This is a genomic window from Campylobacter sp. BCW_4338, from assembly GCF_001763255.1.
Classification (GTDB): Bacteria; Campylobacterota; Campylobacteria; order Campylobacterales; family Campylobacteraceae; genus Campylobacter_D; species Campylobacter_D jejuni.
Genome location: NZ_MJYJ01000061.1, coordinates 113,429 through 130,244 on the forward strand (window position 1 = coordinate 113,429; position 16,816 = coordinate 130,244).

Annotated in this window: 21 protein-coding genes and 1 pseudogene; 13 read left to right on the forward strand and 9 right to left on the reverse strand. The window is 29.7% G+C overall.

Going from position 1 to position 16,816, the window contains the following annotated elements; genetic code table 11:
- Nucleotides 1-28: 28 nt before the first annotated feature.
- The 5 genes from AJN69_RS06820 (at nt 29) to AJN69_RS06840 (ending at nt 3,871) form a co-directional block, all read left to right on the forward strand.
- The gene (locus tag AJN69_RS06820; protein ID WP_044780217.1) at nt 29-649 is read left to right on the forward strand and encodes an NAD(P)H-dependent oxidoreductase; all 621 of its coding nucleotides are present in this window, start codon (nt 29-31) and stop codon (nt 647-649) included.
- Nucleotides 649-1,254, forward strand: coding sequence for an NAD(P)H-dependent oxidoreductase (locus AJN69_RS06825; RefSeq protein WP_044780216.1), 606 nt, complete (start codon nt 649-651; stop codon nt 1,252-1,254). The genes AJN69_RS06820 and AJN69_RS06825 overlap by 1 nt, the downstream gene beginning before the upstream one ends.
- Nucleotides 1,255-1,378: 124 nt before the next feature.
- A complete protein-coding gene (pgsA, locus tag AJN69_RS06830; RefSeq protein ID WP_044780215.1) occupies nt 1,379-1,915 on the forward strand; it encodes a CDP-diacylglycerol--glycerol-3-phosphate 3-phosphatidyltransferase in 537 nt (178 codons plus the stop codon).
- Entirely contained in the window at nt 1,912-3,018 is a 1,107-nt protein-coding gene (gene rseP, locus AJN69_RS06835) for an RIP metalloprotease RseP (RefSeq protein ID WP_070276533.1), read from the forward strand. The genes pgsA and rseP overlap by 4 nt, the downstream gene beginning before the upstream one ends.
- Nucleotides 3,011-3,871 (forward strand): VirK family antimicrobial peptide resistance protein, encoded by an 861-nt coding sequence (locus AJN69_RS06840; RefSeq protein WP_070276532.1) that lies wholly within the window; start codon nt 3,011-3,013, stop codon nt 3,869-3,871. The genes rseP and AJN69_RS06840 overlap by 8 nt, the downstream gene beginning before the upstream one ends.
- Here the strand turns inward: AJN69_RS06840 and AJN69_RS06845 are convergent.
- Complete coding sequence (locus AJN69_RS06845) at nt 3,864-4,865, reverse strand: sugar phosphate isomerase/epimerase (protein WP_002870549.1); 1,002 nt, start codon at nt 4,863-4,865, stop codon at nt 3,864-3,866. The two genes, AJN69_RS06840 and AJN69_RS06845, sit on opposite strands and share 8 nt — an antisense overlap.
- Nucleotides 4,862-6,123 (reverse strand): annotated as a pseudogene (locus AJN69_RS06850) (MFS transporter). The gene AJN69_RS06845 and the pseudogene AJN69_RS06850 overlap by 4 nt, the downstream one beginning before the upstream one ends.
- 216 nt (nt 6,124-6,339) lie before the next feature.
- Here AJN69_RS06850 and rpsF point away from each other — a divergent pair.
- Genes rpsF through rpsR form a run of 3 tightly spaced genes read left to right on the forward strand, consistent with a single transcriptional unit; the run spans nt 6,340 to nt 7,548 of the window.
- Nucleotides 6,340-6,717 carry a 30S ribosomal protein S6 gene (rpsF, locus tag AJN69_RS06855; RefSeq protein WP_002812868.1) on the forward strand — a complete coding sequence of 126 codons (378 nt, stop codon included), beginning with the start codon at nt 6,340-6,342 and terminating at the stop codon, nt 6,715-6,717.
- A gap of 8 nt (nt 6,718-6,725) precedes the next feature.
- Nucleotides 6,726-7,277, forward strand: coding sequence for a single-stranded DNA-binding protein (locus tag AJN69_RS06860; protein ID WP_002861797.1), 552 nt, complete (start codon nt 6,726-6,728; stop codon nt 7,275-7,277).
- Between the two features lie 10 nt (nt 7,278-7,287).
- A complete protein-coding gene (gene rpsR / locus AJN69_RS06865) occupies nt 7,288-7,548 on the forward strand; it encodes a 30S ribosomal protein S18 (protein WP_002853032.1) in 261 nt (86 codons plus the stop codon).
- Between the two features lie 60 nt (nt 7,549-7,608).
- Here the strand turns inward: rpsR and lon are convergent, their stop codons facing one another.
- Both lon and bamD read right to left on the reverse strand, forming a co-directional pair.
- Nucleotides 7,609-9,984: an endopeptidase La gene (gene lon, locus AJN69_RS06870; protein ID WP_044780211.1), complete on the reverse strand. Its 2,376-nt coding sequence runs from the start codon at nt 9,982-9,984 to the stop codon at nt 7,609-7,611.
- Nucleotides 9,985-10,000: 16 nt separating this feature from the next.
- Complete coding sequence (bamD, locus tag AJN69_RS06875; RefSeq protein ID WP_002870545.1) at nt 10,001-10,648, reverse strand: outer membrane protein assembly factor BamD; 648 nt, start codon at nt 10,646-10,648, stop codon at nt 10,001-10,003.
- A gap of 160 nt (nt 10,649-10,808) precedes the next feature.
- On the opposite strand from bamD, the gene fliW reads away from it, so the two are divergent.
- From fliW to AJN69_RS06900, 5 genes are read left to right on the forward strand one after another with little or no spacing between them, the layout of a single operon-like run.
- Complete coding sequence (gene fliW, locus AJN69_RS06880; RefSeq protein WP_002852982.1) at nt 10,809-11,198, forward strand: flagellar assembly protein FliW; 390 nt, start codon at nt 10,809-10,811, stop codon at nt 11,196-11,198.
- Nucleotides 11,198-11,929, forward strand: a complete 732-nt coding sequence (locus AJN69_RS06885; RefSeq protein ID WP_044780209.1) for a pyrroline-5-carboxylate reductase — start codon at nt 11,198-11,200, stop codon at nt 11,927-11,929. The genes fliW and AJN69_RS06885 overlap by 1 nt, the downstream gene beginning before the upstream one ends.
- Complete coding sequence (locus AJN69_RS06890; RefSeq protein ID WP_002855822.1) at nt 11,926-12,228, forward strand: transformation system protein; 303 nt, start codon at nt 11,926-11,928, stop codon at nt 12,226-12,228. The genes AJN69_RS06885 and AJN69_RS06890 overlap by 4 nt, the downstream gene beginning before the upstream one ends.
- A complete protein-coding gene (locus tag AJN69_RS06895; RefSeq protein ID WP_002870543.1) occupies nt 12,225-12,887 on the forward strand; it encodes a hypothetical protein in 663 nt (220 codons plus the stop codon). Before AJN69_RS06890 ends, AJN69_RS06895 begins: the two co-directional genes overlap by 4 nt.
- Nucleotides 12,884-13,336, forward strand: coding sequence for a hypothetical protein (locus tag AJN69_RS06900; protein ID WP_002870542.1), 453 nt, complete (start codon nt 12,884-12,886; stop codon nt 13,334-13,336). Before AJN69_RS06895 ends, AJN69_RS06900 begins: the two co-directional genes overlap by 4 nt.
- Here the strand turns inward: AJN69_RS06900 and AJN69_RS06905 are convergent.
- From AJN69_RS06905 to AJN69_RS06925, 5 genes are read right to left on the reverse strand one after another with little or no spacing between them, the layout of a single operon-like run.
- On the reverse strand, nt 13,333-13,962 hold the full coding sequence (locus AJN69_RS06905) for a uroporphyrinogen-III synthase (RefSeq protein WP_002870540.1): 630 nt from the start codon (nt 13,960-13,962) through the stop codon (nt 13,333-13,335). The two genes, AJN69_RS06900 and AJN69_RS06905, sit on opposite strands and share 4 nt — an antisense overlap.
- Complete coding sequence (gene thiE, locus AJN69_RS06910; protein ID WP_044780208.1) at nt 13,940-14,572, reverse strand: thiamine phosphate synthase; 633 nt, start codon at nt 14,570-14,572, stop codon at nt 13,940-13,942. Before thiE ends, AJN69_RS06905 begins: the two co-directional genes overlap by 23 nt.
- Nucleotides 14,562-15,374, reverse strand: coding sequence for a bifunctional hydroxymethylpyrimidine kinase/phosphomethylpyrimidine kinase (thiD, locus tag AJN69_RS06915; RefSeq protein WP_044780282.1), 813 nt, complete (start codon nt 15,372-15,374; stop codon nt 14,562-14,564). The genes thiE and thiD overlap by 11 nt, the downstream gene beginning before the upstream one ends.
- Nucleotides 15,371-16,057: a 3-methyladenine DNA glycosylase gene (locus AJN69_RS06920; protein ID WP_044780207.1), complete on the reverse strand. Its 687-nt coding sequence runs from the start codon at nt 16,055-16,057 to the stop codon at nt 15,371-15,373. The genes thiD and AJN69_RS06920 overlap by 4 nt, the downstream gene beginning before the upstream one ends.
- Complete coding sequence (locus AJN69_RS06925) at nt 16,054-16,815, reverse strand: ATP-binding protein (RefSeq protein ID WP_002870536.1); 762 nt, start codon at nt 16,813-16,815, stop codon at nt 16,054-16,056. Before AJN69_RS06925 ends, AJN69_RS06920 begins: the two co-directional genes overlap by 4 nt.
- Nucleotide 16,816: the final 1 nt, after the last annotated feature.

Sequence of the window (16,816 nt, forward strand, 5' to 3'; positions counted from 1 at the left end):
ATTATTATTTTTGATTTTAAGGAATAAAATGAATTTTAAAGAACTAATTTCAAAACGCAGAGCTTGTAAACTTTTTAATGATAAAAAAATCAATGAAAAGGATTTGCATTTTATCTTAGAAAGTGGAGTCTTAGCCCCAAGCTCACATGGATTTGAGCCTTGGAAATTTGTAGTATTAGAACAAAAAGAACACAATCTTAAACTCTCAACCCTATGTTACAATCAACAAAATGTAGCAAGTGCGAGTCATAATATTATTTTTCTAGCAAGAAAAGATCTTCAAAGCAAAGATGAATTTACACAAAAACAAGTGCGTCGTTTCTCAGGTTCTAGCGAAGAAAATTTTCAAAAAATTTTAGAAATTTACACCCATAAAACCAATGCAATGAATGATAATGAACTCTATCATTACGCACAACTTCAATGCTATCTTGCTATGATGCAAATGTCGCTAGCTGCAATGAGCTTAGGTATTGATTCTTGTATGATAGGCGGCTTTGAAAAAGCTAAGGTTGATGATTTTCTTAATTTAACTTATCCTTTTGAAACTGCTGTAATTTTATCCTTAGGATATAAAGCCCACGAACCAAAATATTCTACTCAACGCTTAAATTTTAATGAAGTCGTCGAATTTTATAAGGAAAAATAATGAAAAAAGAACTTGAAATTTTTAGCACAAGATATTCTTGTAGAAATTTTAAAAATGAAAAACTCAAAAAAGAGGATTTAAATTCTATTTTAGAAATAGCAAGATTAAGCCCCAGTTCCTTAGGACTGGAACCTTGGAAATTTATAGTAGTACAAGATGAGAAAAGAAAAGAAGAACTTTCTAAAATTTGCAACCAACAAAAACATGTAAAAGATTGCGCTGCATTAATTATCATCATTTCAAGACTTGATTTTTTAGATTATTTTGAAGAAAAACTTAGAAAAAGAGATATGAGCGAAACAGAAATTCAAAAACGCTTACATACTTACATGCCTTTTTTAAAATCTCTAAGTCAAGAACAAAAAATATCTTATGCAAGAGAACAAGCTCATATAGCTCTAGCTAGCATAATTTATAGTGCTAATGCTTTAAATATAGCAAGTTGTACTATAGGTGGTTTTGATAAAGAAAAGCTTGATTCTTATTTATCACTTGATATTCAAAAAGAAAGATCAAGTTTGGTGGTGGCTTTAGGATATTGTAACGATGAAAAAAATCCTCAAAAAAATCGTTTTAGTTTTGATGAAGTTGTAAAATTTATTTAAATTTTGCTTAAAAGCAAAATTTAAATAAAAATAAACTGATTCTTTTTTGTATTTTTACTAAGTCTTTGCTTAAATTTTATACAATTTTGATTATAATTTTACATTTAATTTCACAAGGCTTGTTATGAATTTACCCAATATCTTGGCGGTTTTTAGAATGGTTTTAGCGCCTTTGCTATTTTTTTTATTAATTCATCATTTTGAAAATATTCATCAAAGTTGGATTAACTATTTTGCTGCTTTAACTTTTTCATTAGCAGCTTTGAGTGATTTTTTTGATGGATACATTGCAAGAACTTGGAAACAAACTACAAAACTGGGCGGAATCTTAGATCCATTAGCCGATAAAATGCTTGTTTTAGCAGCTTTTTTAGGGCTTTTGCTTACAGGAAAAGCTAATGAATGGGTAATTTATATTATACTAGTAAGGGAATTTTTTATCACGGGTTTTAGAGTTGTAATGATCAGTGAAAATTTAAATGTCAATGCTTCTTTTGCAGGCAAACTTAAAACCGCTTTTCAAATGACTGCGATAGGATTTTTAATCATGGAGTGGATAGGCGGAGAAATTCTACTTTACATAGCTTTGATTTTAACTCTTTATTCTGGATTTGAATACATCTATACTTATACAAAAGCTCAAAAAAAAGGAGAAAAATGAGATCTTTATTGTTTTTAATTATTATTTTGATTTTAGGAATTAAATTTTATTCTATTGAATTTTTAGCAACTGTTTTAGTCATCTCATTTTTAATCTTCTTTCACGAATTAGGACATTTTTTAGCTGCAAGATCTTTGGGTGTAAAAGTTGAAGTCTTTAGCATAGGATTTGGAAAAAGTCTTATAGAACGTGAATTTAAAGGCACAAACTATCGCTTAAGTGCTTTGCCACTTGGAGGATATGTTAAACTTAAAGGACAAGATGATATGCGTCCTGGTTTTGAAAATCTAGACAAAGATAGCTATAGCATTTTAAGCCCCTTAAAAAAGATTTATATTCTTTTTGCTGGACCATTTTTCAACCTGATTTTAGCTTTTTTTCTTTATATTATCATAGGAAATTTAGGTCTAAACAAACTTGCTCCACAAATAGGAAACATAGCGCCAAACTCTGCTGCACAAGACATAGGACTTCAAAAAAATGATACTATCTTAGAAATCAACGGTGTAAAAATTCAAAGCTTTGATGAAATTTCAAAGCATTTAAGTTTAGAGCCTTTGAAAATATTAATCAATAGAGAAGGAAAAAATTTAGAATTTATCTTAACTCCAAAAATAGGACAAGGATACAATGACTTTGGGCAAATTATTGAAAAACCTCAACTTGGAATCAGTCCAAATGGTACAAGCACTCTTGTAAAACATCAAGGTTTAGAAAGTTTTAAATATGCCGCACAAGAAAGTTTTCAAGCTTCTACACTCATCATCAAGGGTATAGTAAAACTCATAAGCGGCGAAGTTGAAGCAAAAAATTTAGGCGGTATTATTACCATGACTGAAATCACCTCAAAGGCTGCACAAAATAGCTTTACTTTACTTTTATTTATCACTGCTTTAATTTCTATAAATTTAGGCATTTTAAATCTTTTACCTATTCCTATGCTTGATGGAGGACATATACTTTTTAATATTTATGAAATGATTTTTAGACGCAAGGTTCCACAGCGTGCTTTTGAATACTTAAGTTATGCAGGTATGGCAATACTTTTAAGCTTGATGCTCTTTGCAACTTATAATGATATATCAAGGATTGTAGGTGAATAAAAAATTTTCCTACCCTATTCCAAATTTTACTGATAGAAGAAAAAGTATCATCTTTTGGCGCTATTTGCGTTTTCAAGCAAGAAAAATTCTATATTTTCCTCAAATAAGACTTCTAGAAAAAACGCTTAATGAAGAAAAAAATAAACATTTAAAAGACTTTTTCTCTCAAAGACCCTATGCTTGCTACAATGCTATAAGAAGATTTTGCGATAAAAGTTTTAAAGCAAGTGAACGCGTTAAAACACTTATTTATGATGTTGATAAGGGACTTACTTGTTTTAAATTTCTTCCCGAAGAACAAATGATTTTTTCTTTTGATGAAGATTTTGAGCTTTTTTTAGGATATAACCATAATGTTTACGAAGAAGGTTTTTGGGCTTTTTCTTTAAAATTTAAAAAATACACTATTTCACAATGTAATTTTTGCTTTACTTTAGAAAATAATCTTCTACTTTCTTGCATACAAGGATATAAATACAAAGATTTTAATATTTTAGAAATTAATAAAATTTTAACTAAAAAATGTCATGGTTTGCGCCCTGTTGCTTTACTTATAGAATGCTCTAAGATGCTTTGTGAAATTTTAAAACTTCAAGCTACTTTAGGTGTACATGAAAAAAATCAAATCCGTTCTCAAAAGGGAAAAGAAAAAGGCTATTTTGTAGATTATCAAAAAATTTGGCTAGAAAATGGTGGAGAATTAATAAAAATCGATAAACACAAATACTACAAGCTCCACCACTCGCAAAAAAACCTAGAAGAAATCCCTTCACAAAAACGCTCCATGTATAAAAAACGTTTTGCCATGCTTGAAAATATTAAACAAAATTTATTCCAAATTTTATCTAAATAATACTTTTTAAATATTCTACACTTTTCTCACAACCTTTTTTTTGAAGTTTTAAAAGCCTCTCTAAGCATTCTTGAGATACTTCTTGAGGATAATAATACTGCATAGCTTTTAAATCTTCAAATAAAGCTTTTTCTATCTTAAAAGCCCCTTTACCTAATTCTTTAACCCCGCCTGTTCCTTTTTCTCTTTTAAAAGTCGCACAATAAGGATAACATTGCTCTACATTAATACGGTCAAGTCCTTCTTTTTTAAGAATTTCTACACAAGTTTTAATGTCTAAATTTCCTTCTCCTAAAGGAACGCCACAAACATATTCTACACCCTCTTCAATGAAAACTATATGATCTTTACAATGCGTGCTAAAAGTATATTTAGCCATGTCTTTGCAAGCTTTTATAGGATCTTCATAGGCCATCATGGAATTTCCAAAATCATATAAAAATCCTATTTTAGGATGATTGATCAATTTCAACAAATCAAGCAAATCCTCTGAAGTTTGATACTCATGATTTTCTATAGCAAGTTTTAAATCATATTTTTCCAAAATCGGTATCAAAGCTTTTATTTCATCCTTTGTAGCTAAAAAATCTTCTTTATCGAATCTAGCAGTAATTTTAGAATCATCATAAGCCCCATCGCTAGCATGTTTAACCTTTTTATTTTTATCGGTTAAGGGCACATAAGAGCGTATAATTTTAGCGCCTAAAATAGAAGCTACTTTAGCAATTTTTTCAAATTTATCTTTATTAAAACCCTTAGAGTCGATCTCACAATACATATTGTATTCATCCAATTTAGCTTTAATTTTTTTAAGATGATTTTCGTCATCGCTTCCTAAGCATCCCCATTCTTCATCCAAACCAAAATCTTTAATGATATTTATAATCACACCCTCACAGCCCAAATTTTTAGCAAAATCGATATAAGAAAATATATCCATCCTGCCATTTTGAAACCATAAATGCATGCTTTCAGTTTCTAAACCTATTTTCATGATACCACTCCTTTTGATGCTTTTTTTCTAGCTATCATCTTAAGTAAAATCGTAGTTACAATCACACCACAAATAGCAAAAATCCCCATTAACGCAAAAACAATTTGATAGCCTAATAAACCTTTAAAATGATCGATCATAAAACCATAAAGCGCAAAACAAAAAAGTTGTGGAGAATAACCAAAAATACAAGCTATACTCATAGCAGCTCCGCTAATTTCTCTAGGTACTTCTATCTCATCCACAGGTGCAAAAAATGTCGCACGCATAGTAAAAACAAGAGCGGCAAAACCTAAGGTTAAACTCATACCAAAATAAATATTTAATTTCTCATGAGGCATAAAAACAAAAATTAATATGGCCAAGGCTCCTAAAATCAAAGCAAAACGCAAATATCTTGTTGAAGATTTAAAGGTTTTATCTGCTAAATATCCCCCGATTGGCCCACCTACTAATTTTAAAGTGTATTGATTGATAATACCATAAGCACCAACCATACCATAAATATCTTTTAAAAATGGAATAAAATAAGTCAAACCACAATACACAGAATAAATAGTAAAAATGGTCAAAGATACCACCCAAATTTCAGGAGTTTTAATCGCTTTAATAACTCCATTCCAAGCGGTTTTGTTTTTGCTGATTTCATTTCCTTGCTCATCTTGGGTATTAATTTTGTCATCTTCAAGTAGAAAATATGCCAAAATACCTGCTATAATCACACAAGTGCTATAAAATAATATAGCAGCCTTAAGTCCACCTGCACCAGACCCTAAAAGTAAAAAAATTCCCAAAGCACTAAAAGCAACTATAGTATCTATAACACCACGTCCTGCTTCTAAAAATCCGAAAAGTCTTCCTTGTTGAGTAGAATCTCCAAGCAAGCGAATGGCTTTAAGCAAAACAGGCCAATACACAACTTCTCCAAATAAAGAAAGCAAACCCCAAGCTATTAAAATTCCATAAAAAGAAGGAAAAGTAGAAATATAAATTCCAACCAAACCCACACAAACCAATGAAAAAGGAATGAGTATTTTTTTAGAAAATCTATCTGCTATATAAATAGATGCAAAATTTCCTACCGTTTGCACTATGCCATAAACTGAGAGCGCGAGTCCAATTTGTGTATTGCTAAGATTCATAAATTCTTGCATAGGCACATAAAAGGCATCTTTTAAAGAGGAAAGTTAAAAACAGTTCCTCCGCCAATAACTAAAACGATAAAAGTAAACCAACGAATAGGTTTCGTACTATTCATATCCACCCTCCTTTTTTAACAATTCGCAACTTAAATTAATTATATCACGGATTAAGATAAAAGGTTAAAATTTCACCTTTAAATTATAAACAGTAATTACAAAAAGTTACAACACTTATTGAAGTATAAATTAAGTATATTTTGATATAATTTAGTCTTGCTTTATGCAAAATCCTTGCTCATGAAAATGGGCTTTAATATCCATAAGGAGAAAAAATGAAACATTATGAGGTTTTATTTATCTTAAAACCAACACTTACCGAAGAGGAAGTGAATGCGAAGTTGGAATTCGTTAAAGAAGTCCTAACCAAAAATGGTGCAGAAATTGAAACTGTTGTTCCAATGGGCACTAGAAAATTAGCGTATAAAATCAAAAAATACGAAAGAGGAACTTATTTTGTGATTTATTTCAAAGCTCCTACAAACTTGATCGCTGAGCTTGAAAGGGTGTTAAGAATCACTGAAGAAGTAATAAGATTTTTAATCGTAAAATATGAAAACAAAAAAGAAATTGCAGCTTGGGAAAAACTAAGCCACGGGATTAAGCAATCTAAAAAAGAAATCAAACCTTTAGATGCTCCTGAAATTCAATAAGGAAAAAGATGTTTAACAAAGTTGTTTTGGTTGGAAATCTTACACGTGATATAGAAATGCGTTATGCACAAAGCGGTAGTGCTATTGGGGCTTCTGCTATCGCAGTAACAAGAAGATTTACCACAAATGGAGAAAAAAGAGAGGAAACTTGCTTTATTGATATAAGCTTTTATGGTCGCACCGCAGAAGTTGCAAACCAATACCTTACAAAAGGTTCAAAAGTACTCATAGAAGGACGTTTGAGATTTGAACAATGGAGTGATCAAAATGGGCAAAATCGCTCTAAACATAGCATTCAAGTTGAAAATATGGAAATGCTTGGCGGCAATTCCAATGCTCCACAACAAGGTGGAATTGGCAATAATAGCTTTTCAAACAACAATTATAGTGGAAACTATGAAAATCAAAGCTATGATCCTTATATGAGTGAAAATCAAAATTTTAATAAAGCAAAAGCAAACCCTGCTCCACAAAGAAACCAAAACCCACAACACGAAGAAAAATTAAAAGAAATTGATATCGATGCTTATGATAGCGATGATACTAATTTACCATTTTAAAGGATAAACTATGGCAGAAAAAAGAAAATACTCTCGCAAATATTGCAAATACACTGAAGCAAAAGTTGAATTTATTGATTATAAAGATACAGCAATGTTAAAACATGCTTTATCTGAAAGATTTAAAATCATGCCACGCCGTTTAACAGGTACAAGCAAAAAATACCAAGAAATGGTAGAAGTTGCAATCAAACGTGCAAGACATGTAGCTCTTATCCCTTATATAGTGGATAGAAAAGAAGTAATCAATAATCCTTTTGAAGGACTATAATCTTTTAAAAGCAAACTTGTAAAAAGTTTGCTTTTATATACATTTATTCTCAAAATAAAATTAAACCAAAGTATATTCTAAAACATCACTAAAAGTATCAACAGCAATGATTTCCATATTGTCTCTAACCTCACTAGGAATATCTTTTAAATCCCTTTCGTAATTTTTTCTTGGGATTAAAGCTATTTTTATATCTGCTTTATAAGCCGCAATTAATTTTTCTTTTAATCCACCTATTGGTAAAACTTTTCCTTTTAAATCTATTTCACCTGTCATTGCAATATCTGCTTTAACCTTTCTATCACTAAAAATAGAAGCAATAGCTGTGCTTATCGTAATGCCTGCACTTGGGCCATCTTTTGGAGTAGCTCCATCTGGCACATGTATATGAATATTATAACTATCATAAACATTAACTTTAGGATCGATAATTATTTTTTTAGGTATTTTTATTTTTCCTTCATCGATTAAAACTTTTATCATGCTAAAAGCAATTCTAGCTGATTCTTTCATTACATCACCCAAACTTCCCGTGAGCGTTAATTCTCCTTTACCTTTAATTTTTACAGCCTCTACTTTTAAAACATCTCCACCTACACTTGTCCAAGCCAAACCATTAACCTGACCTACTTGATTTTCTCCATTATTTTTTTCTATTTCAAAAACTTTTTTATCTAAAAATTCATTCAAATTTTTTGTATTAATAATGACTTTTTTAATATTTTCTAAAAGTAGTTTTTTAGCACTCTTACGACACAACTCTGCCACTTTGCGACGCAAATTTCTAACTCCTGATTCACGAGTATAATCACTAATGATTAACTCTATAGTTTCATCATCAATAGATAATTCATTGGATTTTAAGCCATGTTTTTTAAGCTCATCTGGAATTAAATATTTTTTCATTATATGAAATTTTTCACTTGGAGTATAAGAGCTAAGTTCTATAAATTCCATTCTATCTCTTAAAGGTGCAGGAATATTGCTAATATCATTTGCCGTTGCTATAAAAATGACTTTACTTAAATCAATATTAAAATTTAAATAATAATCCCTAAATTTAGAATTTTGCTCTGGATCTAAAATTTCTAAAAGCACCGCACTTGGATCTCCTCTAAAACTGCGATTTAATTTATCAATTTCATCCAATACAATTACAGGATTAATTTGTTTTGCCTCTATAAGTCCTTGGGTAATACGTCCAGGCATAGCGCCTATATAAGTTCTACGATGACCACGCAGCTCATTAACATCTTCAAGTCCACCTAAGGCTATACGAATAAGCTCTCTTTTTAAAGCTTTTGAAACAGAATTTGCCAGTGAAGTTTTACCAACGCCAGGAGGCCCATAAAGACAAAGTATAACTTTAGCACCATCTTTTTCTGCTATTTTTCTTTTTTCTAAAAGTTCCCTAACTGCAAAATATTCTTCTATGCGTTCTTTTGGTTTATTTAATGCATAATGATCATGGTTGAGCTGTTTTGAAACTTCTTTAATATCAAGTTTTTTCTTAGAAATTTTTTCAAAAGGAACATCTAATGCTGTTTCTATGTAAGTTTGAATCATCGATGCTTCGGAATTATCTTGATGAATGCGTTCGAATTTTTCAATTTGTTTTTTGATTTCTTTATAAGCGTCTTCGTGCATAAATTTCTTCTTTAACTCCAGACGCTTTTGATATTCTCTAACCTCATCTTCTTTTTGTGTATCAGAACCAAGCTCTTTTTGAATTTGTCTTAATTGTTCTTTTAAAAAATATTCTTTATTTACCTTGTCAATACGAGAATGTACTTTGTTTTTAATTTCTTTTTGAATTTTATTGGCTTCTATTTCTTGAGCAATTAAATCTATTAATTTTACTAATTTTTGCTCAAGATCTGTTAAAACAAAAAACTCATAAGCAACTTGTTTTTTAATACGCACAGTATTTAAAATCAAATCACAAATCCTAGATGCATCAAAGCCTTCTTCAATTGTTCTTAAAAGATCCGGAGAAAAATAATGACTAATATTTGCCAAATTTTTTACCTTCTCTTTTAAAACTTCAAGAAGTGCTTCTTTTTTAGTTCCTTCTAAAAAGTCTTCTTTTATAAGTTCTATCTTGGCTTCCAAAGGTTTATTAGAAACTTGCTCTATAATTTTACCCTTAGCATATCCTTGAAAAAGTATTTTCACTCTTCCATCAGGTAAAGGAACTTTTCGCATGATAGTCCCAATCACTCCACAATTATAAATTTCATCAAAATTTCTTCCATTTTCCAACCTTGAAGGTGCAACAAAAAGCATACTATCATTTTTAATCGCAAGATCTAAAGCTTTCATATTGGATGAATCGTTAATAAAAATAGGAGTTATCATAAAAGGATATAAAAATAATTCATCTTCAACCAATACTGGTAAATTTGCTGGATAATTTTGTATCTCTTCAATCTGCATTTATTTTCCTTGTTTATTAAAATCTTTCAAATATACTTCTATACCAAGGAAGCTCAGGTTTGATAATACTTTGCTGATAAAATTCACTTTCTTGAAGTCTTTGTTTATAAATTTGTGCACTTTCATCATGCCCTATGCGCTGGTATAGATTTTCTATAGTACTATTAAGATAAAAAACCGCTAAATTAAATTTTGTAAGCATTGTCTGAACCAAAGGTTCATATTCTGTATAAGGATAATCTTTCAAAAAAGTATCTATTTCTTTTTGGCTTTCAAGCATTAAAGCCTGATTACGATTTGGCACTGCAAATGCATCAAATTTTGCTTTAATTTTAAGATAGCGAATATAATCAGCATTGCGTGAATTTCCAAATTTTTTATTATATTCATCTAAATAAAATTCAGCTAACTTATATTCCTCTTCATCCATATGAGCTTGTGCTAAAATAATTAAAGTAGTTTCCAATAAAGGATCGGCAACGTGCTCACTTGCCATACCATTATAATGATCATCGGCTTTTTCCAAATCCTTGTCCTGCAAATCTTTAATAATTTGCTTATACCACTCACTAGCACTAAGATTGTATAAACCTTCATCATTTTTCGTACTACACGCATTAAAAAAAACCAATAAAAAAACCAATAAAAAAATACCTTTTTTCATACTTCACCTTGATTTATATTCTCAAAAATCTATATTTTAACGATTTTATAATTATGTTCTTCTAAAATTATAATAAAATTAATTAAATAATTTAAAATTTTGGAATGATTATTGCTTATTTTATGTTAAAATATTAAACATTATAACTTGAGGAGAAAACATGACCCTAGCTGTTAAATGCCCTATCTTAGGTTTTGAAGAAACCAAAAATATGGAATTTTCAACTATCGATGAAGTATTTGTAAGACTTAAAAGTCTTGATGGTAAAGACTTTTCTTTTGTTTTAATTAATCCTTATTTAATTAGACCTGATTATGAATTTGATATACCAACTTATTATCAAGAGCTTCTTTCTTTAACACCTGAATCTAATATGAAAATTTTTAATATAGTAGCCATAGCAAAAAGCATTGAAGAATCGACAGTGAATTTTCTAGCTCCAGTAGTCATTAATCTTGATAATAATACTATGGTACAAGTGATACTAGATACAGTTAATTATCCGGACTTTTTTCAAGCTGATCAAATTGCTAATTATATTAAAAAATAATGCTCTATATACTTGCAAATGGAGCTATGGCAACAGCCTTAGCCTATGGATTAAAAGATGATTATGAAATTTGTATAGTAGGAAGAAGTATAGAAAAACTTCAAGCCCTCACCAAAGAAGGCTTTAAAACCTTACTTTACAAAGATTTTAACATAGAAGGTAAAGATGTTATTTTAGCATTTAAACCCTATGCTTTAGAAAATATTGCTCAAATACTAAAAGGACAAGCACGTATCTTAATCTCTGTTTTAGCCAATGTTGATTTTGAAAAACTACAAACCATCAAAGCTCAAAATTATGTTAGAATAATGCCTAATACAGCAGCTAAATACAAGACTTCAACCACACCATATATACTTAAAAACTCTCATTTTGAAAATGAAATTTTAGACATTTTAAAAACTTTTGGCTCGGCTTATAAATTAGATAATGAAATACAAATGAATGCAGCTATGGCGATTAGCGGCTGCGCTCCTGCTTTTTTAGCACTTATAGCAGAAAGTATTGCTAATGCTGGAGTTTATGAAGGTTTGTCAAAAGAACTTAGTCTCAATCTTACGCGCTCTTTATTTAAAAGCTCTAGTACTTTACTAGAACATGAACATCCAGCTATTATCAAAGAAAATATTTGCTCCCCTGGCGGAGTTACAATAAAAGGCATAAAAATACTCGAACAAAAAGGAATTCGCGGAAGTTTTTTTGAAGCCATAAATGCTAGCAGCGCTAAATGAAAAAGGCTTTCATACTTATAGAAAGTATTAGTGCTATAACGATCATATCTTTAATTTTCATTGGTATTTTTTATTACTATACTCAACTTTACAAAAACTATGAAAATTTAAATATTTTTGAAAGACTCTATAAACTTCAAGAAGAATTATATGAAAAGCCCATTTTTAAAACCATCATACTTCAAACTTCAGCCTTAAAACCTATAGTTTTACAAGAACAGTTTGTTAATGATGGTATATTTCAATTTCAAAAATTATACTTTCAAGATCAAAATTATAGCGTTTATTTTAAAGAATGAGCAAAGCTTTTACACTTTTTGAACTTATAATATCACTAATACTTTTTACTTTTATAACTAGCTTACTTTCAAAACCTTTAATGGATTTTTATCATTTAAATTTCACTGCTTTACATACAAACAATCTTATCACTCAAACACATTTAAACTTGCTTAAAATAGAAAAATTAATACAAAATTGTATTAATATTACATTTTCACAAAATACATTAAAATGTCTTTTAAAAGATGAGTTAATTAGCCTAAAAGATAATAAACTTTATCTTATTAACTCTGCTCTTATTTTAGAAAATAATCATACACTTTATTCACCTCATTCTGATTTTAAAACACAACTCCAAAACAGAAAAGATTTATATAACGACAATGAGCATATTAGCTATGCTTATAAAATTAATAAGATTGAAAAAATATCCATCTTGGAAAATGGTATATCTGCAAATTTTACAGGTAGTTTTATTCCTTTGCAAGCTCAATTAGTTATCAAATTGCAAAATGAAGGACTTATATATGAAATAAAGCCAAAATTTAATGAACAATTAAACCAACAAGGATTAATTTCTAAAAACATAAGCTCATTTAACCTGCAAAACAATAAATTAAAAATTTGCCTAAAAAGACAAACAACATATTGCCTTGAAAAAAGAATTTTACTATGAAAAAAGCTTATGTTTTAATTTGGACAATTTTTTTAATATTACTAATAAGTCTATGGATGAGCTTAACCTTAAACATATCCAGCTACACTCCAAAAATAATCCAAGATAGTTATTACTACCTTCAAGCTCAAATTTTAAGTCATAATGCAACACAATTTTCTAAATATTTTTTATATCAAGCAAAGCAAGAAAATAAAGAATGTTTAGATAATATATATTTTAATTACGCAAAAGCTTTGATTAAAATAAAATACTTTTATCCTATTGCACAATGTGTTAATTTTAAATTTTCCAACTTTAATCCCGATGCAAATTTAAGCAAAGATGGTGTTATTATAGCCCACATTAGCATTGCTTTAAATCGTGATAAAAATGTCAATGATGAAATTTTACTCACAAAAAGCATTATTATTTATCCCAAAGAAAATTTTTGGAATTTAAAAAATTAAACCAAAGTCTTAGCAAGCTTAACACACTCTAAAAGACTTTGATTTTCGCATATATAAAGATTTTTAAAATTTAAAAGCTTCTTTGCTGTGCTTTGTCCTATAACTACAACCTTATCTTCTTCTTTTAAGCTATAAAATTTTAAAAAATTTTCTACACTTAAAGGAGAGGTAAATATAAAAATAGCAGGATGAGTAAGTTTTTTATCACCTTTTTTAAAAACATTTTCATAAACAATCATTTCATCTAAATCCACACCTGCATTTTTAAGATCCAAATTTAAAGTCGAAACAATATTTTTAGCCCTTAAATACAAACATTTTTGCGTTTTTAATTCCTCTTTAAATTCAAGAAAAAGATCTTTTCCGTAAGCCTTTGATGGAATTTTAATCTTTTTAAAACCTAAATTTTTAGCGTATTGAGCTGTACTTTGTCCCACAGCGTATAAATTGAGTTTGAAATTTAAAGTGATTTTTGCATGTTGCAAAGCTTTTAAAGCATTTTTTGAGGTGCAGATTAAAGCATCATATAAACTCAAATCCACACTAAAATCATAAAAAACAATCTCATTTAAAATAAGATTTTCCACCCCTTCAAAAGGAGTTTCATTTAAGAGGTAAATTTTCATAGATTTTACGCTTTAACTCTTTAGCTGCCAAAAAAGCATCTTTAGCATCCATGATCGCCCTAACCACAGCCACGCCGCTTAAATTTATACCCTTTAACTCAACAAGTGCTTCTTTATCAATCCCTCCTATGGCTACAACCCCTATAGGACTTTTATCACAAATTTGACTTAAAAGCTCAAGGCTTAAAAGCGAACTTTCTTTAGTAGGTGTTGTCTTAATGGCTCCACAACCTAGATAATTTGCTCCTTGTATAAACTCAAGTTGTTCTAGCTTTTTAAGGCTTAAGCCTATGATTTTTTCATCTCCTAAAAGCTTTCTAGCTAGTTTTACTTCTAAATCTTCCTGCCCTAAATGTACCCCATCAGCATCTAAAGCTAAAGCTATGTCCACTCTATCGTTAATCAAAAAAGGTATTTTATAGGCCTTGCAAAGTTTTTGTACCTTTAAACCTAGTTTATAAAATTCTCTTGCATTAAGCTCTTTTTCACGAAGTTGTATGATACTCACTCCACCTTTTATAGCATTTTCTAAAGTATTTAAAAAACACTCCTCGCTTTTATTTCCCTGAGAGGCAACTAGATAAAGACTAAGATCTAATTTATTTTTCATCTAAAAACTTAAAAAAATGATTTGTAGGACCACAACCTTTTCCGAGATTGAGTGAATAATAAATCGCATTTCTTACATATTCTTTAGCTTCACTAACGGCATGAAATAAATCCTTGCCTTTAGCTAAATTACTAGCAATAGCCGAAGAAAGCGTACAACCTGTACCATGAGTATTTTTAGTTTCTATGCGTTCGCCTTTTAAAATATAAATTTCTTTTCCATCATAAAGCACATCATTGGCATTTTCTTCACTATGTCCGCCTTTAAGTAAAACTGCCTTAGCCCCCAAGCTACATAAATGCTTAGCTGCCTTTATCATCTGCTCTTCATTAGTGATCTTAAAACCACATAAAAACTCTGCTTCAGGAATATTAGGCGTAAGAATGTCTGCAAATTTTACTATGGTTTGCTTGAAAAAATCACAATTTTCTTGCGGCATTAAAGCATAACCATTTTTAGCAAACATTACAGGATCGATCACTATGTTTTGAGGTTTAAACTCGCTTAAATTTTTAGCTACACAGCTCATTAATTCACAAGAACCTATCATTCCAATTTTAGTTGCCTTTGGCATTATATCTTCAAATACGGCAAGCATTTGTTCATCCACACTTTGAGTAGGTATATCGTGTACAGAAATCACCCTTGCGGTATTTTCAGCTACCACACTTAAAACCACACTCATACCAAAAAGATTGTGCGCACTAAAGGTTTTAAGATCGGCTTGTATCCCTGCTCCACCACTACAATCACTCCCTGCTATAGTTAAAACAGGTATAAGTTCGCTTCCTTTTGCTTTCATAAATCTTCCTTTAAAATTTTGATCCATTCTTCACCCTTAGAGCTTAATTTTTGTCCTTTAAAACTCTGTTTTGCAAAAGCTACGATCAAAGCATGAAAAATTTGATAAAGTTCGCAAAGTTCGCATTTTCTCCCTAAAATTTTACACAAATTTTCTTGCTCACTCTCTATACCACTTTGAAAAAATTCTCTTAATTCTTCATAATTTTCAAACTCATAGCCTAAGTGAAAAGCCAAACGCAAACTATAATTATCTACAACCAAAATCTCTCTTTTACAAAGATAATTTAAAATACCATCAACACTTTCAAAACCCAAACCTTTGATATTTAAAAGCCACTCTCTGCTTACATTTGTTTTAAAATTTTCTAAATTTTCATAAGTGTTTATGATACTTTCTACTAAGCCTTTTAAACGCTTGGCTTTGGTATTATAAAATCCGCTAGGCTTAATTAAAGTTGCAAGTTCTAAATTGGATAAAGTATTGATTTGTTCTAAACTTGTAATATTTTCTTTTTTTAAATTTTCTAAAGCTTTTAAGACATTTTTCCAATTTGTATTTTGAGTTAAAATCACAGAAATTAAAAGCTCAAATTCACTCAATCCTTGATTTTCAAGCCAATCAAAATCATGATAATTTAAATCCAAATTTAAAAGCTTGGTAAAAATTTGCGCTCCAGTCATTTAAAATTCTCCTTAAAAGCCAAATAAAATTGCTTTGCAGTACGACCACTTCTACTTGCTCTTAGAGTAGCAAATTCTTTAGCTTTAGCGTGTAAAAGCTCTTTATCACAAGAATAATCTTTAAAATAAAAATCTATCATCTTTAAATACTCTTCTAAATTTCCCTGATAAAAACTTAACCACAAACCAAATCTATCACTCAAGCTTAATCTTTCTTCAGCAGCATCGCTTAAATGAAGTTCTGTATGTGCAATTTGTGTATCAAGATTATCAATAATGCTTTCACTTAATAAATGCCTACGATTTGAACTTGCATAAATAATTATATTATTTGGGGCTTTTTCTATGCTTCCCTCAAGTAAAGGTTTTAAAAATTTATAACTATCATCTCCCTTCTCAAAAGAAAAATCATCACAAAAAAGTATGAATTTAAAATTTTCTAATCTGATTTCATCGATGATATCTACTAAGGCAAATAAATCTTCTTTATTTAATTCGACAAGTCTTAAGCCCTGTTCTTTAAATTCATTAAATGTAGCTTTAATTAAACTTGATTTTCCAGTGCCCTTAGATCCCCATAAAAGTGCGTGATTTGCCCCTTTATTTTGAATAAAATTTAAAGTATTTTCATAAAGTGCTTTTTTTTGACTTTCCATACCTACTAAATCTTTTAAAGTGATAGGATCGATTTCAAAAATAGGCTTTAAATAGTCTTTTCTTGCTCTATAAATTGCTGCATAAGTTTTATTCCAATCCATT